Raw genomic sequence first — 23,469 nt, 5'->3', positions numbered from 1 at the left:
CGTATTTCATTAGCTTTACTTATGAATTACCAGGGGTGAGCGTAGAAGACAGGTGAGCGAGCGCATAATTTCAGACCTCATATTACCCCAGCGACGACTTTTGCAAGAGGTCTATTCGTTCCAAGGTGAGAGCGCTACGTCCTTCTGCATCAATTAGTCGGACGCCGTTTGCCGCTTTCTCTCCCATCATCCGAATGTGCTGCTGGTAGTTTTTCCCAGCTAAGAATACATTGAGGATTTGTTGGTCAATTTTCTTGGCAGCGGCGGCAGCATCTTTCTGAATATTTGCGACAAACTCTTCGTACTGCACCTGCCCTTCAATCAGGGTTTTAAAATGGCTCTCTAAGATTGGTAGCACGTCAATCAATCGCTTCATTGCAGAGACTCGGTCAGCAAACTCTGCTAGCTGCTGGTCGGTCATATTCGGGAGTTGTTCGAGGTCAATCCCAAAATAGTTTTTAGTTAACCCAGCAAGAGTTTTATCTAATGCGTGTACCCGATGAACGGCTGATTTTTTCGGTTGGTATTTGACGATGGCGGTGCTTTTAGATGATGAAAAATCCATGATTATTTCCTTGGTAATGAACTGCGATCACCTTCCAGGCGAGAGGGCGATCGCTTAATTGTTTTATCGGCTCAGACCCAACGCTCTTTCCATACCTCGCGCTTCAGCTTCAAGTGTTTGGATGCGCTGATACTGCTGTTCAATGACTAAATCTTTAGAGTCGGTTTGCGGTGGTTTTGTCATGAAGTAGAACCCAATCCCACCGAGAATTAAAGCGAGTCCCATGTAATCTTTCATTGGTTAGTCTCCCTCTGGTACATCCCTTTTCTGATTCGGTGGAAGAACATTCTGGCGCTGCCCAGGTGAAAGCTAGGGGTCAGCAGAATCCCTCCAATTGCAAGAGCGATTGCGTATCTCATGAATCTTCTTCCTGGCGTTGCTTTGCGGCATACCATTGCCATGCACTGCTGATGATGTGCTGGTCTGGTTCTGGCAGGGGATAGGGTAGTTCGCCTGCATCTTGTCGGCTGAGAATATCAGCGGCTTGAACTGAGAGTTTTTCGGGCACTCCGACACTGCGAAGGTTATCTGCCCAGATTTCTCTGTTAGACACGAGTAACCCCCTTCGCATGAAGTCTTCGATACCCTCCAGCGATCGCGATCTTGACTTGTACAAGCGCTGCCTGACCTTCTGAAGAGGAGCGAAACTGCTGAATAAATTCCCAAACTTGTTGCTGTTGGGAAGGTGTCAGGCTATTAGGCATCGGTTCAAATAAGTTTGCGTGGTCAGCGATTCGTCGCAGACTATCTAAAATTCGGTCAGGATGCCCCTGGTGTTCACCCTCGATTCGCAGGATGTGGTCGGCAATGTAAACCGAGTTCATTGTTGATTCCCCCGTGCGCTGATTGCCTCAACAAGGAATTTGGCTAAGCCAAGCTGAAAGTCCCCTTCCAACTCATCAATCAAATCCAAGGCATCGCAAACCTGCTGGCTGAGGTCGCTGTTTTCCACTAATGACCAGGTATTCGCTTCGTCGCTTTTCGCAGTGCAATAAGTCAAGACCGCGTGTAGTTCTTGGCGAGTCAGTTGTTCAAAGTAGCTGCCGAATCGATGTTCTAATTCGGCAATGACTAAATAAGCCCGGTCGGATTTAGCGGCGCTGACCCAGTAATTAAGTGGCTTACTGGCTACAAGTTTTGGCATGATTAAAGTTGCTCCTGATCGTGTGCTTGATGGGAGCCAGTACCCCGCGGTGAGAGCCTGAGAAACTTTGCCGCGGGTTACTGACAAACTTTTGAAAATTAAGCGGCTTCATCTTTGTCGAACAAATCACCTAAGTTGGCATCAAATTCAAAATCGTCTGACGAAGATGCTTTCAAAGATGGTGCTTCGCTTGATTGACTGAGCGATACAACCTTATTGCCACTACTAGGAACCCAATTCATCAACCAGCTAAACAACTTGGTGAATGGAACTTGCGAAGCCATCTGTTGAGCTAGCCGATGTTCGTACAAAATCCGATTAGCTAGTGTGGTTAAGTCAGCAGCTGTTAATTGATTCACTGGCTTACCCAAAACCCTTTCAGACTGAGACTTCAGATACTGCTCAATGTCAGGTTCAACTCGGACTCTGGTGTTCTCTGCCATTGCTTATTTCCCCCTTGCTAGTCGTCCTTCTGCCATCCGCTGCAATCCAATTGCATTCGCCCAACTTCCCTTTGGAACAGCGGTGATTCCCTGAGTTGCAATCATCTTTGCAACTCCCGGCATTTCAACCCCTCCTCCCCACGCAACAAAACTCTGAGCGGAATCACGCCACTCCTGAATTTCTTTAAAGGCGAGGCGCAGGCGATCGCTTAACCACAGCTTGAGATGACGGGCGTAAATGCTGCGGAAGTTAAATGAGCGGGTGCCGTATTGAAAGCTCTGATTCTCAATTCCTTGTCGAATGGTCTCGACATTTCCTGCCTTCCCTGAACCCAAGAACTGAATGAGTTCGCTGTCAGATGCAATCGCATCGAGTAAGTCGATACATCCGCCCACTTCTAAAACTTGACGATGGATGATTGCGCCACCAGGGGCAAAAACAGTTGGAATAACGGTAGAAGTTCCAAAGTCAAATGCAATGGCATGAGCTGTTCTATCAATTAAGGGTTCGGGTTTCGATGAAACACAATAACCGTAAGAACCTGCACCTTCGGGCGCGACTAAACTTACTTTGAGATTTACCCGCGAGTTCGGCGTGTTTTTGCCATTGAAACTAATAACGTGAGTGCCTGCTGTTTTCTTAATTAATGGAGCTTGGAATACTTGCTTGTTGTGGATGGACAGCACTAAATGCAAGTTCCACTCTGGGTGGAAAGGTAGGGTAGCTAAGCCTCCTAATAACGTGTGCAAAGCATATTCGACTTTTAGCACTGGGTCATCACTCAACTTAATATGAGTGGTTGGTGCTTTCCAGGCGGCTAAAGTTCCAGTTAAGAATTCTCGTCCGATTAAGTCTTCTCTTTCGCCTGAGTGGTAGAAGAAATGTCCACCTTCTTTTGAGGTGAGAGCATCATGTAATTCTTCTTTAATTTCCAGCACTTTTGAGGGAGTACGAACTTTCATTTGTTGGCTGCCACTACCAAGTGCCAGCTTGACCAATCCTGCCCCGTTATCGACTCCAACGGCGATTGCTGGGGTACTTCGGGTCAGTTCAGCCTGCATTGAATGCATCATTACCATTGCTCAATTCCTCCAAATCTTTGAGGTTAAATCCGTCTATCCCGCTTGTTGCCTGCGGTTGAGATAATTTTTGGCAAGGAAACTCTGTCGCCCAATCTCACCTGATTTTGTCGTTTGGTGAGGGGTTTGGGCGTTTTCGGTCTGTATTTGATAATATAGCAGAAGTTCTAAAGTTTGCGGAAGTTTTCGGAAAACATAGAGGTAGAAAATGTTAGAGACTATAGAAGATGTTCAGAATAGTGCAGATAACATGGGCGATGGCAGGACAGAAAAAATAACCTTTACTTGTACACCTGACACTAAGGAATATTTGATTGCATGGGCTGAAGAAGAGGATAGAAAAGTTAGCAATCTAGTTGACCGGATTATTAATCAAGCTATTCAAGAACACCAACGCCAAAAAGAAACCCCTCCATCTACTCGTACCCGCAAGGTTAAAGGGGAATAATGCAGCGCACTCATCGTCGCAATAACGCGGTAGATTAGGTGCTAAGCAAAGGCTCAAAACTAGGAAATCTATCAACTAAGTTTTTTGCTTCATGTCTCAATTAAGACATGAAGGGTTGCCAAGAGGGAAATGATCCTAATTATGGAACGGTTCCACACCTTTTTCACTATGAGGAAGCATTTAATTAGAGTTATCGAACGTATTTTTTTAGGCACAAATTTGCTTTAATTCTGTTATAAAAAAGTAAGCTTTCTAACATTAGAAATTTATTTTTAATGTTAGAAATAAATCTCCTGGTTACGGAATTATCTAGGTATTATTAGATATTTAGACATTTTCGTGATGATCGATTATCAGAAGAGTGCGGCAGTTCGCCACCACTTTTGCGTTTTCTGCCACCATGTGCCACCACTTTTGAACTTTCTTCCACCATGTGCCACCACTTTTGCGTTTTCTGCCACCATTTTTGAACTTTCTGCCATACTTTCTGCCACCATGTGCCACCATTTTTGAACTTTCTGCCTCACTTTCTGTCACATAGTGTGGTAGAAAAGTCGCGTTTCTTTTGAACAGATTGCCGCTTATAATCGGAGTAAAATATGTCATCCCCTAAAACGAAAAACCATGAGAATCAATCAGTGGATTGACCTATACCAAAATAGTATGCTTGTCAAAGCCACGCGGCTATATTGGGTATCACGGGGTGAACTCGTCTGCCGTGCTTTGAATGAATATTTAATTTCTTTGGGATTTCAGACGCAAAGTGACTCAATAGCCTACGCCACCGAGTCACTCATTACGCAAAAGCTTGGAGGTAGTAAAAAGAATAAAACGCAAAACCCTGTCTGCTCTTGAAGCAACAGCATTTCACGTAGTCAAGTTAAAAAACGAGAGCAACGAGAGCTAAGCCTCAGCAATAAGACACGGTTATCTTGGCGGATTCTCTGTCTTATCATCTGATGTATATGTAACGCTCTGTCGTTACTTCAATTTAGCACTGAAGTTCAGTAGGCTACCATACCACTAAAAAGTAGAAGTTGACCTCACTGCTAAACGGCTGATGCTCTCCTAACACAGGAGAGACATGAGTAAAAAGACTTTTATTTTCAATAGGCACTCCCTCAATCTTGCTGGTGGAGGTGTGCCGTGTTATTAGATCGACACCTCGAAGAACTAGAAGCCAGCAAGATTGACGCTGACATCATCCGCCTCAATTTCAAGAGCGTGCGGAACAATGAGCCTTTTGAATATCTGTTCTACGCCCCTGGTGTCCCACGCCGCAACGATGGACGCCTACGGGATGGAGTCCTTAAAAACTATCGACACATTGAAGCAGGCGGATGGGTTTGTGTTGGACGCGACCCCTTAATTAATTGGCGAGAGCAGGAGTGGTGTACCTTTAAGCCGGATCAACCCCGACGCGCTCAAGACGGCAAACTCATTAAGTACGAACATCCTTATCGAACCCCAACACGGGCGATATTTGTGAAGGTGCCGCTTCACATCATGCAGCTGGTGAGTGAGCGCTGTAATATCCCGATGCCTGAAAAAGTAGAAGTTAACTCTAATGGTGAAGTAGAGAGTTTCTGGCAGTGGGTGTTGGATTTCAACGTTCCAATAGTAATTACCGAAGGCGTCAAAAAAGCCGCCGCTCTTTTAACGGCTGGCGAGGCGGCGATCGCACTTCCGGGTGTCTCTTCAGGATTCCGTACCCCCAAAGATGAAAATGGGACTCTCACTGGAAATAGCCACTTGATTCCAGAGTTAGAAATATTCGCGACACCAGACCGCCAGATTAACATCTGCTTCGACCAGGATGAGAAGCCTCAAACCGTCGCCACGGTTGGGGCGATGATTGCGAAAACGGGTCGATTGTTTGCTCTTGCTCAGTCGGTTGTGAAAGTGATTATCTGGAATGGAACGCTGGGCAAAGGTGTTGATGACCTAATTGCGTTGCATGGCGTAGAACGTTTCTATGTCGCTTACGACCAAGCGATGCCATTGGAAAAATGGGAGGCGCGGCAGTATTTCCAGCTCACCTATAAGCCTAATCTACAAGTCAATCGTCGCTATCTAGGAGAACTGGAAATACCAGACAGTGCTAAACTCGTTGCTCTGAAATCTCCAAAAGGCACGGGGAAAACTCAAACCCTGGCTCATTTAGCTCAGAAGGCGACTTACCTTGGACAGAAGGTATTAGTCATTACGCACCGGACTCAATTAGGTGGAGAGCTGTGCTATCGGTTTGGGATTGACTATATTTCGGAACTGCGAGGTTCAGAAACTAAAGGAGTGCTAGGTCAGGGGATGTGTATCGATTCCCTGCACTCAGGTTCCTCCGCGAAGTTTAATGTGCATGAATGGAAAAATTGCTTAATTTTCATTGACGAGGTAGAGCAACTTATCGCCCACCTGTTGAACGGCTCAACCTGCCAGAAGAATCGCGTTGTCATCCTGCAAAACCTGAAGACTTTGATTCAGCAGAACCTGTCCAGCGAAAGCACTGGACAGGTGTTTCTATCGGATGCTGACTTATCTAACGTCAGCATTGATTTCATAAAAGGTCTAGCGGAATTCCAAGTCAATCCATTTATCGTCGTCAATGAGTGGAAAGCCCAGGATGGTGGACGACATTGCTACCAACATGGCGGGAAAAATCCTAGTGAATTGATAGCCGCACTAGAGGCTGATATGGAGAATGGCGGCATCCCTCTGATTGTTCTGTCGGCACAGAAAGAACAATCAACCTGGGGCACCATTAACATTGAGAGCCGATTGAAAGCTCTCTATCCTGAGCGCAAAGGCTTACGAATCGACTCGGAATCGGTGTCAGACCCCAGCCATCCCGCTTACGGATGCGTCGGCAATCTGAACGAAATTTTATCGGAATACGATTACGTCATTTGTTCACCCACCCTGGAAACGGGGATTTCTATTGATATCAAGGGACACTTTACAGGCGTCTGGGGCATTTTTCAGGGGGTTTGTGCGCCAGCATCCGCACTGCAAGCACTCGTGAGGCTTAGGGAAGGGGTAGATATCCATTTTTGGGCATCGCGGGTGGGGATGAATGGCTGTCGGATTGGCAATGGTTCAAGTTCCGTCAAATCGCTGCTCGCATCTCAACACACTGCGACGAAGGTGAATATTTTCCTGTTGCAACGTGCGGGCTTTGATTTTGAAGATATCGATACTAATTTCCAGAACGAATCCCTGCGAGCTTGGGCAAAGCTCGCCGCTCGTCACAATGCGGCAATGTGTAATTATGCCGACAACATTGTTGAAGGATTGAAGGCTGACGGACACACAATCATCCCCTTAGACGAGACGGGTAAGGGTAAGGAAATCAAAGAGGAAATCAAATTCAACCGAGACACAAATTACCAGAGGGAAGGAGAGGCGATTTCTAATGCACCAGATATTTCATCTGGTGAATACGAAAAGCTTTCCAACAAAATCAATAAAACCAAAGCCGAGCGGCAGACAGAGCGCAAGCATTCACTGAAGCTTCGCTATGCAGTAGAGGAGATTACATCGTCCCTTGTCCAGATGGACGATAAAAAGCTTTATCCCAAATTGCGCCTGCACTACTTCCTGACTGTGGGCAGAGACTACCTCAGCGAGCATGACCAGAAAAGTGCGGCTGCTGCCACTGAAGCCAAAGCATTGTGGAAGCCTGACTTTAATCGCTCTCAAATGGGGCTGAAAGTTTTGGTACTCCAGCGGTTGGGTATCGAGAAGTTTTTGCTTGAAGAAGGCAGGGAATTTAGAAAGGGTGACGAGGACTTGGAATTACTGGCGTCCATTGCCATTGCTCAGAGATGGAGAATTAGGACGGCGCTGGGTATCTCGATTCGCTTGGAAGATTCGTCAGTGGTCGTGCTGAGAAAACTGATGTCATGTCTGGGAATCAAATTGAAACCTCTAGGCAGAGATGGACAGGGGGAGAGAAAGCGATTCTATGGTCTGGATGTGTCGCCCGAACATTTAGAAATCTTTCAGGCATGGCTTGAGAGGGATTTAGCCGCGGCGTCCACTATCAGTAATAAAGAGATGAATAAACCAGAAGTGGACAGAAAACCAGTGGACGCCCCACCCCCAGACTTGGAGGTAGCCCCGTCCACTGCCAGTAATCAAGAGATGAATAAACCAGAAGTGGACGAAAAACCAGTAGAAACATCACTCCAATCATTCGAGGTAGCGGCACGGTCGGGCAGGGCAGCACGGTCGGGTATGGCAGCAGACGTTGAGAATGCTGTTCGCACGCTAATGCTAGTCAAGACTCCAGAGCAAGTCACTGCGGTATTTGACCGCCTCAAACACTTTCCCCCTGAGGTGAAGAGCGAAATTTGGGCATCAATTCCCAAAACCAGAAAACAGCAACTTCTAAAAATGGAAAAGGACGGACGCTGGATTGCCGAAATTCCCTCGCACCTCAAAACAGAGATTATTGAAGGTCGGCGTAGATTGCTAGCTGCCCCGGTGACAGAGATTCTTTCCGTGATGGACTCTTTCTCCAATATTTACCAAGGGCAGTATTTAGATGAAGAGATCATTCAAATCAGAAACGGCATTTGGTTAGGACTATCTGAAGAACGAAAGGTGCGGATTACTCTTAAGAAGGAGTTAGCGCTTGAAGCCAAATCGTCAGCGTCAAGCGGTATGTCATTCAGGAGAGGGACGCGGTACCATGCACCCGAACCCTGCTTCACTCCAGGTCAACAGGTAAAATTTGAAGGGAGAGTTTACACTGTAACTTCATCAACTCATACTCACACTCAGCTTCAAGGTATCGATAAAGCGGTAGCGAATTGGGAGCTTGAACTACTCAAGCCGGAGGCGGACCTAGCGACGATTGCCTTGGATTTACAACAGCGAGCGCAACTGGTTGTTTTATGAAGCAGTGAACGGCAATGTCTCCTCTTTCCTCTAAAGAGATTGCTTTCGTTACGTCCCAATTAAGTTCCAATTGGGACATCTTAAGTCCAGCAATTCAATCAAATAAGTGTGTCTAACTAATTCTCTATTTTCTGAGTAAGTTATCTAATCGCTACTCCAGCTTTTCTAACGTTCCAAGGCATAACAGGTTTAACTTGATTCCAAAAGCCGAGTCGCTGCTGTTTCGCCTGAGACTCCGATTGCAAATATTGATTCTTTGTCCCAGCGCAGCCATTGATGTATTGCGGGTAAACAACCGCCTGCCCTTCTGCGACCATCTGAAGGTTAATCGACTTACCTGCTTTAAAAACTTCTGCGACAGTCCGACCATATCGATCTGTGTCTACCACACGTAAATTAATCGTTTGTCCTTTAGGAAGTAGAGTTTTTAAGCGGCTTGTAGATGTTGTCCCCCAAGGATTTTGCTCTTCTTCCGGGGCATCAATGCAAGCAAAGCGAATCTTTAACAACTTGCCGGAACTTGTAACCGCGATAGTATCTCCATCTTTCACGGATGCAACTTGAACAGACATAATATTATCTGTTGAAGAGCGAGAGGGAAGCTGAATCTCATTCCCTGGCGAGTTTAGGGGATTTGACGAAGGGGCCACAGGAGATGAACTTGGGATTGAAGGGCTACCTCCAGTACCAGAATTATGACAGTGATATCCTCCGTTCTGGCGGTCGTGATGGCAGCCAGAAGCATCCGTTCTTCCAGAGTGAGCTTGTACTTGGCTGATTGACAAAAGAGAAGTGGATAAAAAGAGGATTGATAGAGCAGAGCCTTTCAGCGAAATTTTCATTGAACACGTTTGTAAGGGTCTAGATTGAGTGTTCCCTTATCCAGTTAACCCCTTACTATCGTGCTAGATAATTTACAGTTGCTTTATAATTAATTCACAAAAGAATTAAATTTCACATTATTATCTTCAAGAGAACTGTTGAAGTCTTAAGCGATGTTTAGCCGTAATAGAGGCGCTTACAAAGTTCCGTTTTATATAAAAAAACCGACATAGCACATTGGTACTATGCTATGTCGGGTAAATGGATAATAGTACCTGATTACTCACACACTCAGATGGAATAGAGGTCTAGCATACGACCGACTACTTTACCTTATAGGTGGTTCTGTTCAGAGGTCTGCTTTTATCCTCACATCCAAGCCCGTCATTGTCATTTCCGTCAAATTCCTGTGGGTCAGGACGTTTAACAGTAATGTTTTTTAAGGGGATATGCGAACAATTGAGCGAGTTCCCAATTCCCTTGGGAATGCAAATATTTCTGTCAGGATAAGCCGGATCGCAAGTGGCTGCTTTCGGTTTACTTGGGTCAACTACATAGCGGTTCTGCTGAGCTTGTGCTACTTGAGAAGCGCTAGTAATGCTGAATACCAGGAGTGCGGACAATTTAGACAGAGTTTTCTGGTTCAGAGTCATGGTTAATCAAATTAGAACTCTGATAAGAGTGTTCCCCTGTTTAGTAAACGACTGACTATCGATTTGAATAATTCACGATTGCTTTATAATCACTTTACAAAAAACGTGCCAAGTCTTTTTTGTTAAACTATTTGGCTCAGTTTAGATCGCTAATTTATTAAATAAATTTTTTTATTATAAACGACGGATAAGAAGCACCATTTCCTTTGTTGAAACTCCTAAGCCAATTGGCTTTACTTGATTTTCTACTGGAATGAAGTTTCTCTAGTCTCTTTCGCAATCCTCATCACGGTATTTCTTGAAAGATTTATCTGCTCAGCTATTTTTCGATACGACAATCGTTCAGCCCTAGTTCTATTACCGGATATCTTTAATTTTGTTAAAATAAAACATGATGTTTTATTTTAACAAAATGCTATTGAATACAGCGGAACCGCTCCCGGAATCCATACCTAAGCGGATTGAGGAGGCAGCGCTTCCTAATTAGAGACGGGGAAGTAAGGGCGGTTGTTTATTTTGAAAAACCGATAATTATTGGCTGCGGCTCCCTACAAATATCTACGCTAGTGGAGAGTTGGTGCAATTAAAAGGTGTGATTGCTTACACGCTATCATCCCTCCATCCGCACTGCGGACAATCCCAATGCATCGGGGGCGTTTTATATTTGGGGAAAGGCATTTCGCACTGTGGACATCTGCCCGTAAACATCGGGTGAAAATCTAGTACCTCTAGCTTTTCCTCTGGCGTGAATTGTTGCCGAGGCATGGGCACTGGTTCACCGTCATAAGTTGGTCGCTCCAGCACTAGATCGCCATTAACAAGCCTGGTTCCCTCTGGTGTCCATTCTTTGTCCGGTTCATCTGGTTCGGCAGCAGGTCGGAAGTCGAGGCAGCGATCGCTATTGGGTTCCGTGGGATGCACGACACACACTATAAAAGGATTGTGAGGATTGAGTTGGCAGCGATCGTATTCTGGATTTTTCGGCATAGTCTCGCAGTTGGTTTATTCAAGTTTCCCCTAGAACCGGGTAGGCTACTGCTTCTCCAAATCCTTAGCAGTGTCAAACCGCTTAATCAAATCTGTAATGATGCGCGGGTCATTCGTTCTTAAACCCACTTCTTGCTCCATGCTTTTGGTATCTGAAGTTAAAAATTTATGACTTCCCAGCATCGTCCACGAGCGATCGCACACGATAAGTTTTCCATAGGTTCCTAGTAGCTTTAGCTGGAATCGGTCTGGATATTTCTGCTCTAAATTTTCCAGTTTGGGCAAAGCACTGTAGAGATAGGACAAAGATTTAAGCCGCTGGCGGATTGAACCAATGGAACTTACTGATCTTAGCTAAAGGAAATTCGGAAGCGGCTGGCAGAAATTCAGGTGATTTTGAATGCTGATTAGTTCTAGTGGTCAAGCACCGCGTGCCAATTGGCACTTATTAGTTCATCTACTCAAAATCCTGCTGGAAAATAGCGGTAAACTTCTAAGTATTATGCAAAAGAATCTATTGTAGGCAAAAAAGAGGCTATAGACCCGTAACCAATGACTCAACAACAGCCGCAAATTAGTTGGAAGCGAGTAGCCTTCAAAGTTGGGATCGGGATGCTTTTTATTGCAGCTCTCACGGCTGGCTATGATGCTTGGCGCAAGCGAGATGGGTACTGTGTTGATGTTTATTCACAGAAGCTTGGAGATGGCAGGGTTCTGTACGGTGATGATTGCAACAAGTAAAAAATATCTAAGTCTAGCTTTGCTGCTTTAACACTCGGAACCCTAGAGGCTGAAGCTGGGAATAGGACGCAATCAGAGAGAGCGTGTATCGCTCACACTAGCGTTACAGGAGACCCCAGGATTAAACAGGATGCCTTGCCAATGAGAATTTGCAACAATTCCTAGACCGTTGGATCAGAGCTAATTTGCCCAAGGTCTGATGCTGCTCGCTACGTTTCGTTTTATCCCCTCTCCAACCATTTTTCTATAGCCAAAGTTGATAGGGCATCCCAAAAATCTGGCTTTTCTGCACTATTCCAACATCCTAAATATCTCTCTACTTCGACCGGAGTACGCGATTTACTTGATAAGCTTTGAAACATATGAGGGCGTTTTTCAGGTGGTATCTGCTCCCATTCCTGCTCCGTTCTCATCTTGCCAATCCCCTCTGCTACATGACCAACATGAGAGATAGTCTGTCCATTCGTCCAAACACGTAAACGACCAACTATAAGCCTTCTAGAGCTGCTCAATAAGTAGGTACTAGGAGTGGGCAACCAAAGAAATAGGATGGGCTTTTGTGACTTCTGCTGAAAATATATTTCTGCACAGAGTCTCGTCTTCCCAGACCCATATTGGATAAGTCTTTTATCAACCATCTCCTTCATTCGTCGATTAAAAGTAAGAATTCTACTTCTTACTCTGAGAAAGCCTTCTTGTTCTTCCTTAGTGCAGCCCCCTAGCCATTTAACAAGGAGTTCTGGGGGTTCAGGAATACTATCTATCCCTAATGATTCAATTGGTTGATATGGAATTAGATATTTCTTTTGAACAAATTCCTGCCCTAGCTGTTGGAGATGAAAATAGAACCCTTCCTCATTCTTAGTGATAGAGAAATGAAAAAGCTCAAAGTCAAGACGGCTGTACTTGCTATCAATTAAGTTATGTCGGTGATAGCCCGGTGCGATTCCAATGAGCCGAACTGGACGAGAATAGTCAACATCTTCCAGAAATGGTCTTTCTTCTAAAAGGCTTGAATAGTAACGGGTTAGCTGCTGAGTCAGGTACCGATCTTCTACATTCTTTAACTCTAGAATGACAAGACCTCTATCATCGCCCACCGCAAGAATGTCACATATTTCGCCATTAGAAACGTGTTGCTGTTTGAGAGGAGTAACACCAAATAGTTGCTTGAGGTTGCTCCATACAAATTTCTCCAATGCCGCTTCACTAGCAAACTGCCATCCACTAGGAGTTTGATGCAATGCTACTCCGCTGATCACAAACAATTCACTCCAATTGCTACAGGAACGCCTATTGCGATCTACTAAAGATACAAATTTTGAGTGACTTTTCCAAATGTTTGAACAGAGCGAGCGGGAAATGTCGCCATAATATTGCGGCTCGATCTCTGACCACCTCAAATTTCTGACTCTGCTGCAATTCATTCAAAATGGTGGCATTGCCATTCCCAAAGAGATGCAACTCATCCTGAGCGCGAGTCATGGCTACATACAACTGCCGACGAGCAAAGGCAGCTTCTTCCAAGTTATCACCACAGCAGCTTGCAAACTGCCACCATCGGCGGCAAGTTGGTCTTCACCATCTTCGTCTTCGGAGCGATCGCTAACCCTACACTTTGGCAGCGCACTTTCCCCGTACCAATTGGTACTTACTTTTCAGCGACGCAATAGCAGGAGTGCCAATTGGCGCTTACTCTTCAGGCTAAGGACTAAGGCAGAAGGCAGCGGTATATTACAGGTTTGTTTATCACACCTTCTCATCTGCGATAGTCCTAACGTTCCCAGATTGTGAGGGGAGATCGCGCCTTGTCCTGATTTCACCTACCCTCGAAGTTAACTATCAATAGTCCGTGAAGAGCTAGTTTTTCCTATATGGCTTATGTGTGGCTGCTAAAGTTTGGCGTCAATGCTGATAATAAGTTGGTTAATATTGCCGATGTCCCTAGCGGAAAAAGCGATTTAATCTGCCCCTATTGTGGAGTCAAATTAGTCGCGAAGAAGGGCCAAGTCAAAGAACATCATTTTGCTCATACCGGGCAAACCTGTCGCTCCGTAACGGTTAAGCGAGAGTTCCCCACCCTACCTCTGTATGACCACTTCAATATCGAGCTATCAGGTCAAGCACTGCAATTGCTAAAACTCCTGTGGAAATCATGCGGTCAGAATGACTGGAGTATTCCTTTCTCTGGCGAACTCAAGCCATTAATCAAAGCCAAACTATTGCAGAAAAACTCCTATCAAAATCCGCCTGGCTACGAATTTACTCAGCTAGGGATGATTCCAGTTGGAGCGCTACCCTTAAAGGAATTTAATCAGATTCAGGAACCGCTTCTCCTTAAAAAATTAGCTGATGTAGAACGGCAGGTTGAACTTGCTAAGGTTCTTAAATCCCTGAACCTGAAAGAACGTTCAATTGATTTATGGCTTTACCGAACTCAGCTCAGAAGGATTTTAGAGCATCGCTTGTACTATTTAGAAATAAAGGGTGGTAGTGAAACTCTATATAAAATTGGCGTGACTAAGCGAACCATTGAAGAACGAATGCTAGAAATCAAGCGGGATTTGCACTCGCACTACAAAAACGTTGAACTTAAGGTACTGGGTACTTGGGAACACAGAGGCAACGTTGAGCTTTATTTCAAGCATCGTTACCAGCCCTTTAATTATCGCTTGGGTAGCTTAACTGAATACTACAAATTTGATACTGAGGCAAGTACAGTATTGAACGATTTAGAACAGATGCATCTCAAGTATCTTAGTCAAGTAGAGTCAAACATTTTGACGGAGGATGATAAGCTAGCACCGGCTAGCAGCTAGAGTTATTGTCTGTGGAAAGTAACCTTTTTAAAGATAATTGTATGGTGCTAATGGCTTTTTCCGTAACCAGGGTTAAAGGTAGCTTTCGCTGCAACGAAGTGCCACGTACATTGGTGAAAAACTTGAACAACAGAAAATTCAGTTAAAAATCCGGGAAAATTGCAACTTGCCCGTAAATGATGATTGGGTGGCTGACAACAGCCACGACGGAATCAGCATTCTAACCCATTTTGCTAAAAAACTTACCCGTAAATAGCTGTTTTCCGGGATGTTTCAGCTAATGTCCCAAAAATTTTCGGAAATCCTTATATAGCAATAATTTCAGGCATTACGTGGCACTTCGTTATAACCAAAGCTATTTTTATCCTATTAAAGAAAATAAGCTGGACGCTGCATACCATCTTTTCAAAAAGTGTGAGTTTAGTTCCTCGGTTGGGAACTCTAAAAACATGATCTTTTAGTTGACTTATCCTAATTGACAATGACTTGGCTGCCATTTCTACAACCTGCTAAACAGTTAGATATCCAGTCGCCGAGCCGACTTACTGCCTCTTCCCAGGCTTCTTGCTACAGCCGCCGTCACTTCATGGGTTTGTTAGCCTTCAGCACCCTTAGTCTGGTTGCCAGTGATTGGCTCTCTCCAGCAAGTGCTAGCGCTAACAGTGGCGAGGCTTCGGCTAAGAAAGCTTCTAGCCAGGAGATTTACCATATCTTTATCGCTAAAGAGACAGCCAGAAGCGGTGGAGTGCGAACAGTAACGTTTAGAACGGGGAAGAGTACTGAGATTAAAATTCCTCCTCATAGCGTCGAAGGCTCAAAAATTACCGTTAAGGGTTGCGGAGTTCAGGGCAGCGATGCAGTCGTTGTTTTGCATACCTTGTTTGATTCTGCTACGGATATTGATGGTAAGGTTGAACAAATCATCTCTACTGCGGAAATTAAACCGAACAGTCGGGAACGATGCCGAGCCGCATACAGTTCAATTGCTTCAGCCCAGTTCACCTCAGATCTAGCGGCTCTCAAACTCTTAGATGTCTTAATTGCCTCTTCTCAATTAGATCCAGACGAACATCTAGACCAAAAGCTTCACGAACGTTACCAACTGGCAAGTCAAAATGCCAAGCTTATCCCCATTGAGTCTTGCTTAGAAGAAACTTTATCGCTCTCAACTCTCGATGAGCCAAAGAAGGAATCTTTGAGAAGTAGTTATCAATACGTCCGTGCTGGTGAAGCTTTACCGGATGTTAGTTATTTAACTCTTTTGACTGAACTTGACTCCATTATTCAGAATGCTCAGATTTTTACCTTTTTTAAACAAGTGTTTTCTCTCTCTAGTGCTAAAACTAGAGCCTTCACGGTAGATCGAGAAATTTTAGCTTTAATTAAAAACGATGCGGTGCTTAGTACCGAAGAAAAGGAGCACTATTTAGCGATTTACCATAAAGTTCGCACTGGGCAGCCAATTGACGACCAATACACTTTAGGAGCATTGGATTTCTTAGTTCTCCGCTCGAATCTGATACAAGAGTGTAAAAGTGTTTACAATCTGGCACGGAATCGATTTTTTGACCAAGATACAGAAGATGCCGGGGCTGAGTTAGCTCAAGTTGCTAAACGAGCCAAGTCCGCCACTAAAGCAGCAGCCGGATTTATTCCCAGCGCTACCCAGATTTTTAGTGCTTTGGGTTTAGCTTCTGGCACCGGAACAGCAATTAGCAGTTTGAGCGGAGCAGCGGCTACGAATGCTACCCTCGCTGCTTTAGGTGGGGGGTCCGTCGCGGCGGGTGGTTTGGGAATGCTGGGAGGATTGACAGTAGCTACAGGGGGAGCAGCATTGATTGGAGCTGCTGCTCTCGTATCTGTCTCTTTAGTTTCTGAAATGGATACAGAAGACCGCAAGAACTTGGGGATTGCTGCTGTCGCTGGCACCTTGACCAGTGCAGCGACGGTAGGAACGGCTTGGGCTGCCATCAGTGCTTTTGGGGCAGCAAGTAGCTTATCAGGAGCTGCTGCAATTAGTGCGACTATGGCTGCTCTCGGTGGAGCGAGTGTCCTAACTGGAGGAGCTGCTTTAATTGCCTTCAGTGCTGGCTTGGGAGTCTGGCAGGTTCTGAAAGGAAGGAAGAATGAGACAAAGCCCGTTTTAGAAAAGTTAGAACCTCTCCTCTACACTTTGGTTGATAAATTAGAGAGTCCTCTGGTAGCTACAGTCGATAAGTATTTAGCAGGAAAGAATGACGTTTATACTTACGATGTATATATTTCTCCCGAAATTCCCATTCAAAAGGTAGCTAATACTCTTTCTAAGTATGCTCAGTTAGAGAAAGAAGAGAAAATCATTGCTTTAGTCGATCTGAGTATGTTTAATAATGCCAAAGCTGGAATTGTTTTTACGAGCCAAGGGATTTGGTGGAACGCTATTTCAACAGCAGGCTCAGTCAATTATTCAGACCCTGACTATTTATTTAAAATTAAACATTTGCCTACAGGTTTTGGAGAGGAAGAAAGAGATTGGTATAACTTGGCTCTAGAATTGGGCTTTCGTTCAGTGGAAACAGCCTTGAAGGAGTTTAAAGCATAGCTGCTGAAAGTTACTCTTTTTGTTAGTATCTACTTGTGTTAAAACGGTAGATATGGTAGAGAGATTTCAGTATTTTATACGCTTAAATTTTGATGAAATGCTTAACCGCATATTCGTCTACTTTAGTGGGAATTTCCTTCCAGTTTTTCAGTCCTAGTTTAAATACATTTGCCCGAACTTGCTGGCGCAGTCCTTTGCGTAATTGTTCCTTTAAATGCCAACCTGGAGGGGCAGTTTCATCGCTGGAATAGAGTTCATGGCGGTACACGCAGTAATTGATTCTGCGGAACGTGGACATCTCCTAGGCGATGTTCCAGCATTAATCTTGGTAGCAATTGTCCTTGGTGTCCTAGCGTCACGCGAAGGGGTGCCAGTGCAGGAATAAGCACAGCACAACCAATCAAATGTAGCCGACATCAGAATCGAAATAATCAGGCGGTGATGATGGCTTTCTATATGTATTCTGGGTTCCTTTTTCTATTGAGAATGCGAAACTTTCGCGTGTACTGTTGCGGCAGATTAGTCCTCTTCTGGTAAAAGCTGCAATCTCTAACCCAACACTCTGACAGCGCATCGTCCCGGTGCCAATTGGCACACCGGCGTGCCTTCTCACCCACATTCATTGTTGATAGCAGTGAAAAGCAGCCGCTGCCATTCCGGAGCAAACCCGTTCCCGAATGATGTCGCGCTCAAACTCTGCTAATCCTGCCAGTAGGGTTGCAATCAATTTTCCTTGAGGGCTGGTTCAATCAAATTCCAATCCTGATTGAGCGAGAAGTGACACTTTCCGAGTTCGTAATTCCTCAAGGGTGCTGAGAATGTCAGGAGTCGAGCGACCCCATCGGCTTAATTCAGAGACGATGATGGCATCAATTTTTCGTGCCTTAGCTAGCGTCATAACTTTTTTTCGTTCTGGTCGGTTGGATTGTGCCCCTGATGCTGTTTCCTTGTAAACTGCTACGACTTCAAAACCGGATAGTTATGCGTAACTATCCAAGTTTCGTTGTTGGCGATCGCAACTTTGCTCATCCGTCGAAACGCGACAATAAATTGCGACCCGATGCGGTTTTAGCTGTCCCATTTAAACCCCTAAAAAATCAGCAACTAGAATGCTCAATTCAGCGTCGGGAAAGAGCCTAATTAATTGTCCCATTTAGGGAAGTGTTCAGTTGTTACAAGAGGGGGTACTGCACCAGTGCGTCATTGGCAGTTTCAGCATAGGTGACATATAGAGTATTTACCTGAAGGAGAAAGTGTTGAGTCCAGGACGAACGTCCCACGGTTCTGTTCCTAGAACACGTCGGCAGTCTGGATATGATGCACAATTGACAGTGGCTGCATTTGCCAAGTAATATTTTTTTGGATCGGCTATTCCCGCGAAAACACAAAACCAATTCTGAAATCGGCTAGGACCCCAGGAAATAGCTGGTTCATCAGTTACAAAGCCAAGCATATGAACTGGTCCCGTATAAGACTTGGGTAGAGTTATATCTCTACACTCCCCTTGTGGAATAAACGCTGAGCCGTATGTACTCCAATCATCTGTACTGTTAGACCAAAATGCTACGCCAGCACCAATTGCCCAGTGTGCTGATTCATTGCAAGCACGAATAGTAGTGGCTTGTTGAGTAGCGGATCTTTGATTATTTAGCCATTTCCTGAATTCAGACTCAAGCTTATACGCTTCTTGTTCCATAATATTATTTCTATAATTTTGTCCAGCTCTTTTATATTCTTTGAAGTATTGATAACCAAAGTTAACTTCACTTGCCAGAGCTTGACATTGTTTTGAATGTACAAGTTCGTGAGCTAAATCAACTAATTGGTCGAAAACTTGGTTAAGTTCTCCTGTTTGATAGGGATCATCTATGTAGATCCGCCAGCAGTATGTTTGGTGGGAATTACCAACATCTATCCTGTAGCCTGCCGCTGACCATTCATCCATCAAATTGGCGTTATAAATAACTGCTACGTCATCAACTAAACTATCAAACCAAGGACGTAAATACTGTTTTTGAGTTTCGTCCAAGCTCTGACCACGCCCGTTATTCTTTTCCATCCAACGAGCTGCTGCTGGATATCCTGTTCTACCTGCAATAGCCCATGCTTCCTCAGCCGCCTCTGCTGAACCTGGAATAATTCTTGTTGGATCTATATCGCTACCACAAATTTCTCGCCCGAAGACAATCACACATTGAGCTTGTGCTACTGAAGTTCCAATTGTCCCAATAAGTATTGGTATCAGTAGTAAGATAAAAAAAGTGCAAATGAATAAAGATAAATATTTATTAAGTTTCATCTATTGATTCCTGGTAGATATCAAATTCCGCTAGGGTTCTATTAAGTTGGACTGATAGTAATTCTAATCAGGCTTTACTCTTATATAGCAATCCTACATGGTTCATTAAATAGAGAAAGCTTCTTGAAAGGGAGTTTTCAAAAATCTCTACAATTTATATAGGATTGCTATATCGCAGTCGAATTAACGTCTCTCAATTTTAACAGATTGCTCTTCAGCAATATCGCATTTACGCGCTTTTATTCCCCTTCAACTTCGAGAGAAGATTAGAAACTGCCATTAACAATAGAATCCCTCCTCCTGCAAGAAAAATTAGCTGCTTGGCTGGCTCAATGAAGCTATCCTGAAAATTTTGTCCTGCTGTAGTTAGTTGATCATTGGCAGATTTACTAATGGATGAAACTGGATTAGCTCTATCAACAGCTTCTCCTACCGCTGACTCAGGGTCTGTCGGATCAAGTTCTGTTAATCCTTCTCTAAGTGCTGAGTCAGGGTTTGTTGGATCAACTTCAGTTAATCCTTCTCTAACTAATGAATCTGGATTAGTTGGATCAAGTTCTGTTAATCCGTCGTTAATTGCTGAATCAGGATTCACAGGATTTACTTCTCCAGCAACTCCCTGATTTACGAAAGCATTGGGATTGGTTGGGTCAACTTCGGTTGCAGCATCGCGAACGGCTGAATCTGGATTAGTTGGATCAAGTTCTATTAATCCGTCGTTAATTGCTGAATTAGGATTAACAGGATTTACTTCTCCAGCAACTCCCTGATTTACGAAAGCATTGGGATTGGTTGGGTCAACTTCGGTTGCAGCATCGCGAACTGCTGAATCAGAATTGGTTGGATCAGCTTCGGTTGCAGCATCGCGAACGGCTGAATCTGGATTAGTTGGATCAAGATCCGACAACCCGAACGCATGAACTGGACTTGATAAAGAACTTGCGAATGTAACTATTAACAAAAAAACAGCATAAACCTTGAAAAAACTAGATTTTCTCATACAAAACCTCTTGAGGGGTCACTCAGTTATTCATTTAAAACCTTCTGCATCCGGAATAATAACGTATTTTAATAGTCCTAAACAGGTAAGGATGCATTGTAGTAGTGGACAAAGTACCACACTGCACCAACATGATTCTCTAACTTCTTAGAAAACGATAACGTCTTTCTCACTAACCGGGATACTCGCTGCCGTAAGGTGCAATTGAAGCGCTCAATTAAGCTGGTTTGACCGCTGTCCTTGCCCACACTCCGATGCCGCTGGCTAGGGAAAACCTCCTTGTAAGCAGATGCGATCGCCCATCTACCAGTACAGAACAAGGCATCCTTTATACAGGGCGATCGCCCGTGCCAATTGGCACGGCGCTTTTTCTCTAGTCTTGCCAATCGGCGATCGCCACTTATGACTCACAATAAGGGGACGTGCCAATTGGCACGCCGTTAGCCTTCGCACCCGTGTTCATTGTTGATGGCAGTGAAAAGCAACCGCTGCCCGATTATTTTTGATGAAGCACCTATCTCATAGGTTAAGTGGATGTCGGAAAAATTAGGCAGTGCCAGGAACGCTCCTGCAAGACTTAAGAGAAATTAAACGGGATAAAATCTCTTCTCTTCCCAGTCGTACTCCCAGCTCCAACCATCTGGATCTAAACTTTGAACCCATTGTCCAAAATCATCTCTATTTCGGCGTCGGGTGAGCGTGCTGGTATCTATCCCCAGCCTTTCTGCCAGACGGCTCTGGATGAACGGTTCCGATCGTGGAGACTGACGCTTTTGAGACTCCCTACTTTTTTTAGAATGAGGCGGGTTACTTTTTTGGACAGTCTTACTGGAGAGCTGGCTGCCTCGTTTTTCCCCTTCCGTTCGGGGCAATGATTCTACTGCCGCCGCTAGCTCAACAACCATTTCTCTCAACTCCCCTAGCTTTCTCAGTTCCGTTTCCAGACTAGATAAGCGTTCTCTAAGTTTTGCTATCGCGGTGCTATCAGAATTGATATCACCCCTTTCCGCCTCTAACTTTTCAATCCTTTGAGTCAGTTCTGCGATCGCGGTGCTATCAATCTCGATAGCAGGATTGAACTCAATATTGCTATCAATCGCTGATATCAATGACTGTAAGCCTAAGAGAATTTGAGGCGTCCGACCCTGCCGATGCAGACGAGATAATTCACGCACGGCAGGGATTAGCGGCGTAGGAACGCGAGTCATTTGGCTGGCAGGAGAGTCAGGCATGGTGATATCAAAGGCGATCTCAAAAATGATAGCCCAATGCTATCAATACTTGATATCAATACGGCTGAATGATTGAGAGGCAGATTCAGTGATATCAGTATTGATAGCCAAATGCTATCAATTTTAAGGAGTTCAACCGCTCTCGATATCAGTCCTGATATCAAGGCAGTCGAATGATTGAGAGTAGAGGGAGATCCAGTGATATCAGCGTTGATAGCCCAATGCTATCGATATCAATACTGATAGCCCAATGCTATCAATTCTAGTGATATCAATCGCTATCAATCTTGATATCAAAACGCTTGATTCCGAGCATTTCCCCCATAATATATCTTATGAGAATGTATCTTCCCACAGTTGAAGATGAAAGAGCTGGTCACGGTCTCTCATTTCCAAGCCTTATCCCCCACCGTCACCGTACTGGCGGAAGCGAATCCAGCATTGGTTTATCTATCCGGTTTGGGTAGCGGTTCTCGGCGGACGATGCGGCAGGCACTGAACGCGATCGCTGGGATGTTAACGCTGGGGAGCTGCGATTCCACGACTCTTCCTTGGTGGCTGCTCAGGTATCAACACACCTCGGCGCTGAGGTCAGAACTGATGGAGCGATACTCCCCGGCGACGGCGAATAAAATGCTGTCGGCGCTGCGGGGAGTATTGAGAGAGTGCCGACGCTTAGGGTTGATATCCGCCGATGATTACCTGAATGCGAGCGACCTGAAGCAGATTGCTTCTGAGCGATTGCCGAGTGGGAGAGCGTTATCGGGTGGTGAAATTGCTGCACTGATGGATGTGTGCTGTCAGGATGCCTCGCCTGCTGGATTTAGAGATGCGGCGATGTTGGCGTTTTTGATGGCGGGATTGAGAAGGTCGGAAGTCGTTAAGGTAGATGTTGAGGATTTCAATTTGGAAACCGGGGAGATTAAGGTACTGGGTGGGAAAGGCAGGAAAGATAGGTTGTGCTATACGCCCGGTGCGGGTCGAGAAGCAATTGCCGATTGGCTACAGCTGAGAGGGAGTAATCTGGGAGCATTGCTCAACCCAGTGAATAAGGGCGGGACAATTCTGGTCGGACAGCGCTTATCGTCTCAGGCGGTACTAAATGCGCTGGAAAAACGTAGCGAACAAGCGTCAGTGAAAGATTTATCACCCCACGACTTTCGCAGAACGTTTATTAGTAATTTGTTGGATGCGGGGGCGGATATTTCTACGGTACAAAGATTAGTCGGACATAGTTCGCCCCTGACCACCGCTCGTTACGACCGTCGCGGTGAAGAAACGAAACGTAGGGCTGTATCGTTGCTGCATCTGCCGTACGGAAGGACGCTGGTGCAGGGTGCAGTCAATGAAGGTATTCCGAAGAGAATCGAAGCTGGCGATGCTTAATGGCTAGAAGGGTCATCGCTATTGATATCAATATTGCTAGCACTGATATCAGTAGTATGGGCAGGTGTTGATATCAATATTGATATCAATATCTAAGGAAAGCTGCTATCGCTCCGCGTTTGTCAAAGATAAGATTATGAGACAAGATTAAGAGACACGAATTTGGGGAATTTCCAAACGTTCGGAAATTCCCTTAAATTCGTCTTGTAATCGGTTCTTTGCGAATCATACTCATGGCTTCAATTCCTCTGAGCGTTCGTCGTCTTGCAGTATTATGTACGGGCTTTTTATACCGTGATTCATACTGCAACGAATCGCACTCTAAGTCCCGCTAAGTTCCGGTAGCTTATAGGCATAGCAACACTACCAC

At 44.9% G+C, this 23,469-nt stretch carries 27 protein-coding genes and 3 pseudogenes; 10 read left to right on the top strand and 20 right to left on the bottom strand.

The window, feature by feature from the left end:
• Positions 1-82: 82 nt before the first annotated feature.
• From NDI34_RS19285 to NDI34_RS19255, 7 genes are all read right to left on the bottom strand, one after another.
• A complete protein-coding gene (locus tag NDI34_RS19285) occupies positions 83-565 on the bottom strand; it encodes a hypothetical protein (protein WP_348233543.1) in 483 nt (160 codons plus the stop codon).
• Positions 566-628: 63 nt separating this feature from the next.
• Entirely contained in the window at positions 629-802 is a 174-nt protein-coding gene (locus NDI34_RS19280) for a hypothetical protein (protein WP_348233542.1), read from the bottom strand.
• A gap of 118 nt (positions 803-920) precedes the next feature.
• Positions 921-1,118 carry a hypothetical protein gene (locus NDI34_RS19275; protein WP_348233541.1) on the bottom strand — a complete coding sequence of 66 codons (198 nt, stop codon included), beginning with the start codon at positions 1,116-1,118 and terminating at the stop codon, positions 921-923.
• Positions 1,111-1,389 (bottom strand): hypothetical protein, encoded by a 279-nt coding sequence (locus NDI34_RS19270; protein ID WP_348233540.1) that lies wholly within the window; start codon positions 1,387-1,389, stop codon positions 1,111-1,113. Before NDI34_RS19270 ends, NDI34_RS19275 begins: the two co-directional genes overlap by 8 nt.
• On the bottom strand, positions 1,386-1,709 hold the full coding sequence (locus NDI34_RS19265) for a hypothetical protein (protein WP_348233539.1): 324 nt from the start codon (positions 1,707-1,709) through the stop codon (positions 1,386-1,388). The genes NDI34_RS19270 and NDI34_RS19265 overlap by 4 nt, the downstream gene beginning before the upstream one ends.
• Before the next feature lie 98 nt (positions 1,710-1,807).
• Entirely contained in the window at positions 1,808-2,152 is a 345-nt protein-coding gene (locus tag NDI34_RS19260; RefSeq protein WP_348233538.1) for a hypothetical protein, read from the bottom strand.
• Between the two features lie 3 nt (positions 2,153-2,155).
• Positions 2,156-3,226 (bottom strand): hypothetical protein, encoded by a 1,071-nt coding sequence (locus NDI34_RS19255; RefSeq protein ID WP_348233537.1) that lies wholly within the window; start codon positions 3,224-3,226, stop codon positions 2,156-2,158.
• A 214-nt stretch (positions 3,227-3,440) separates the two neighbouring features.
• Between NDI34_RS19255 and NDI34_RS19250 the strand changes: the two genes are divergently transcribed.
• Positions 3,441-3,680 carry a hypothetical protein gene (locus NDI34_RS19250; protein ID WP_348233536.1) on the top strand — a complete coding sequence of 80 codons (240 nt, stop codon included), beginning with the start codon at positions 3,441-3,443 and terminating at the stop codon, positions 3,678-3,680.
• Between the two features lie 327 nt (positions 3,681-4,007).
• Here NDI34_RS19250 and NDI34_RS19245 read toward each other — a convergent pair whose 3' ends face one another.
• Positions 4,008-4,187, bottom strand: a complete 180-nt coding sequence (locus NDI34_RS19245; protein ID WP_348233535.1) for a hypothetical protein — start codon at positions 4,185-4,187, stop codon at positions 4,008-4,010.
• A 639-nt stretch (positions 4,188-4,826) separates the two neighbouring features.
• Here NDI34_RS19245 and NDI34_RS19240 point away from each other — a divergent pair.
• On the top strand, positions 4,827-8,579 hold the full coding sequence (locus tag NDI34_RS19240; RefSeq protein WP_348233534.1) for a plasmid replication protein, CyRepA1 family: 3,753 nt from the start codon (positions 4,827-4,829) through the stop codon (positions 8,577-8,579).
• 140 nt (positions 8,580-8,719) lie between these two features.
• Here the strand turns inward: NDI34_RS19240 and NDI34_RS19235 are convergent, their stop codons facing one another.
• Entirely contained in the window at positions 8,720-9,151 is a 432-nt protein-coding gene (locus NDI34_RS19235) for a thermonuclease family protein (protein ID WP_348233533.1), read from the bottom strand.
• Positions 9,152-9,162: 11 nt separating this feature from the next.
• Here NDI34_RS19235 and NDI34_RS19230 point away from each other — a divergent pair, with 11 nt between their 5' ends.
• Positions 9,163-9,357 carry a hypothetical protein gene (locus NDI34_RS19230; protein WP_348233532.1) on the top strand — a complete coding sequence of 65 codons (195 nt, stop codon included), beginning with the start codon at positions 9,163-9,165 and terminating at the stop codon, positions 9,355-9,357.
• A gap of 367 nt (positions 9,358-9,724) precedes the next feature.
• Here NDI34_RS19230 and NDI34_RS19225 read toward each other — a convergent pair whose 3' ends face one another.
• The 3 genes from NDI34_RS19225 to NDI34_RS19215 form a co-directional block, all read right to left on the bottom strand.
• Positions 9,725-10,054, bottom strand: coding sequence for a hypothetical protein (locus tag NDI34_RS19225; RefSeq protein WP_348233531.1), 330 nt, complete (start codon positions 10,052-10,054; stop codon positions 9,725-9,727).
• A 600-nt stretch (positions 10,055-10,654) separates the two neighbouring features.
• A complete protein-coding gene (locus NDI34_RS19220) occupies positions 10,655-11,041 on the bottom strand; it encodes a hypothetical protein (RefSeq protein ID WP_348233530.1) in 387 nt (128 codons plus the stop codon).
• Between the two features lie 45 nt (positions 11,042-11,086).
• Positions 11,087-11,347 (bottom strand): hypothetical protein, encoded by a 261-nt coding sequence (locus NDI34_RS19215; protein ID WP_348233529.1) that lies wholly within the window; start codon positions 11,345-11,347, stop codon positions 11,087-11,089.
• Positions 11,348-11,593: 246 nt separating this feature from the next.
• Between NDI34_RS19215 and NDI34_RS19210 the strand changes: the two genes are divergently transcribed.
• A complete protein-coding gene (locus tag NDI34_RS19210; protein ID WP_348233528.1) occupies positions 11,594-11,782 on the top strand; it encodes a hypothetical protein in 189 nt (62 codons plus the stop codon).
• Positions 11,783-12,003: 221 nt separating this feature from the next.
• Here the strand turns inward: NDI34_RS19210 and NDI34_RS19205 are convergent, their stop codons facing one another.
• Entirely contained in the window at positions 12,004-13,026 is a 1,023-nt protein-coding gene (locus NDI34_RS19205; RefSeq protein ID WP_348233527.1) for a recombinase RecB, read from the bottom strand.
• Between the two features lie 49 nt (positions 13,027-13,075).
• Positions 13,076-13,309, bottom strand: coding sequence for a hypothetical protein (locus NDI34_RS19200; RefSeq protein WP_348233526.1), 234 nt, complete (start codon positions 13,307-13,309; stop codon positions 13,076-13,078).
• A gap of 17 nt (positions 13,310-13,326) precedes the next feature.
• Between NDI34_RS19200 and NDI34_RS19195 the strand changes: the two genes are divergently transcribed.
• The 3 genes from NDI34_RS19195 (at position 13,327) to NDI34_RS19185 (ending at position 17,182) form a co-directional block, all read left to right on the top strand.
• Positions 13,327-13,455: a hypothetical protein gene (locus NDI34_RS19195; RefSeq protein WP_348233525.1), complete on the top strand. Its 129-nt coding sequence runs from the start codon at positions 13,327-13,329 to the stop codon at positions 13,453-13,455.
• 201 nt (positions 13,456-13,656) lie between these two features.
• A complete protein-coding gene (locus NDI34_RS19190) occupies positions 13,657-14,601 on the top strand; it encodes a competence protein CoiA family protein (protein WP_348233524.1) in 945 nt (314 codons plus the stop codon).
• A 475-nt stretch (positions 14,602-15,076) separates the two neighbouring features.
• Positions 15,077-17,182, top strand: coding sequence for a hypothetical protein (locus NDI34_RS19185; RefSeq protein WP_348233523.1), 2,106 nt, complete (start codon positions 15,077-15,079; stop codon positions 17,180-17,182).
• A gap of 82 nt (positions 17,183-17,264) precedes the next feature.
• Here the strand turns inward: NDI34_RS19185 and NDI34_RS19180 are convergent, their stop codons facing one another.
• A complete protein-coding gene (locus NDI34_RS19180) occupies positions 17,265-17,450 on the bottom strand; it encodes a hypothetical protein (RefSeq protein ID WP_348233522.1) in 186 nt (61 codons plus the stop codon).
• Here NDI34_RS19180 and NDI34_RS19175 point away from each other — a divergent pair.
• A pseudogene (locus NDI34_RS19175) lies at positions 17,439-17,567 on the top strand (DUF6632 domain-containing protein); the annotation flags it as partial. The gene NDI34_RS19180 and the pseudogene NDI34_RS19175 overlap by 12 nt on opposite strands.
• A 234-nt stretch (positions 17,568-17,801) precedes the next feature.
• Here the strand turns inward: NDI34_RS19175 and NDI34_RS19170 are convergent.
• Positions 17,802-18,143 (bottom strand): annotated as a pseudogene (locus NDI34_RS19170) (recombinase family protein); the annotation flags it as partial.
• A 20-nt stretch (positions 18,144-18,163) separates the two neighbouring features.
• Here NDI34_RS19170 and NDI34_RS19165 point away from each other — a divergent pair.
• A complete protein-coding gene (locus NDI34_RS19165) occupies positions 18,164-18,322 on the top strand; it encodes a hypothetical protein (RefSeq protein ID WP_348233521.1) in 159 nt (52 codons plus the stop codon).
• A gap of 97 nt (positions 18,323-18,419) precedes the next feature.
• On the opposite strand, the gene NDI34_RS19160 is transcribed toward NDI34_RS19165, so the two are convergent.
• The 4 genes and pseudogenes from NDI34_RS19160 to NDI34_RS19145 all read right to left on the bottom strand — a co-directional run bounded on the left by NDI34_RS19160 (position 18,420) and on the right by NDI34_RS19145 (position 21,713).
• The gene (locus tag NDI34_RS19160) at positions 18,420-19,481 is read right to left on the bottom strand and encodes a hypothetical protein (protein WP_348233520.1); all 1,062 of its coding nucleotides are present in this window, start codon (positions 19,479-19,481) and stop codon (positions 18,420-18,422) included.
• Positions 19,482-19,710: 229 nt separating this feature from the next.
• Complete coding sequence (locus NDI34_RS19155; protein WP_348233519.1) at positions 19,711-20,481, bottom strand: hypothetical protein; 771 nt, start codon at positions 20,479-20,481, stop codon at positions 19,711-19,713.
• Between the two features lie 77 nt (positions 20,482-20,558).
• Positions 20,559-20,756: pseudogene (locus NDI34_RS19150) on the bottom strand (IS1 family transposase); the annotation flags it as partial.
• Between the two features lie 312 nt (positions 20,757-21,068).
• The gene (locus tag NDI34_RS19145; RefSeq protein WP_348233518.1) at positions 21,069-21,713 is read right to left on the bottom strand and encodes a hypothetical protein; all 645 of its coding nucleotides are present in this window, start codon (positions 21,711-21,713) and stop codon (positions 21,069-21,071) included.
• 363 nt (positions 21,714-22,076) lie between these two features.
• Here NDI34_RS19145 and NDI34_RS19140 point away from each other — a divergent pair, with 363 nt between their 5' ends.
• Positions 22,077-23,099, top strand: coding sequence for a site-specific integrase (locus NDI34_RS19140; protein ID WP_348233517.1), 1,023 nt, complete (start codon positions 22,077-22,079; stop codon positions 23,097-23,099).
• The last annotated feature ends 370 nt before the right edge of the window (positions 23,100-23,469 follow it).

Source organism: Trichocoleus sp. DQ-U1 (genome assembly GCF_039961925.1).
In the GTDB taxonomy this organism is placed as follows: domain Bacteria; phylum Cyanobacteriota; class Cyanobacteriia; order Cyanobacteriales; family FACHB-T130; genus FACHB-T130.
The sequence above is the reverse complement of the archived record's forward strand: the minus strand, read 5'-3'. Positions and strand labels throughout refer to the sequence as shown.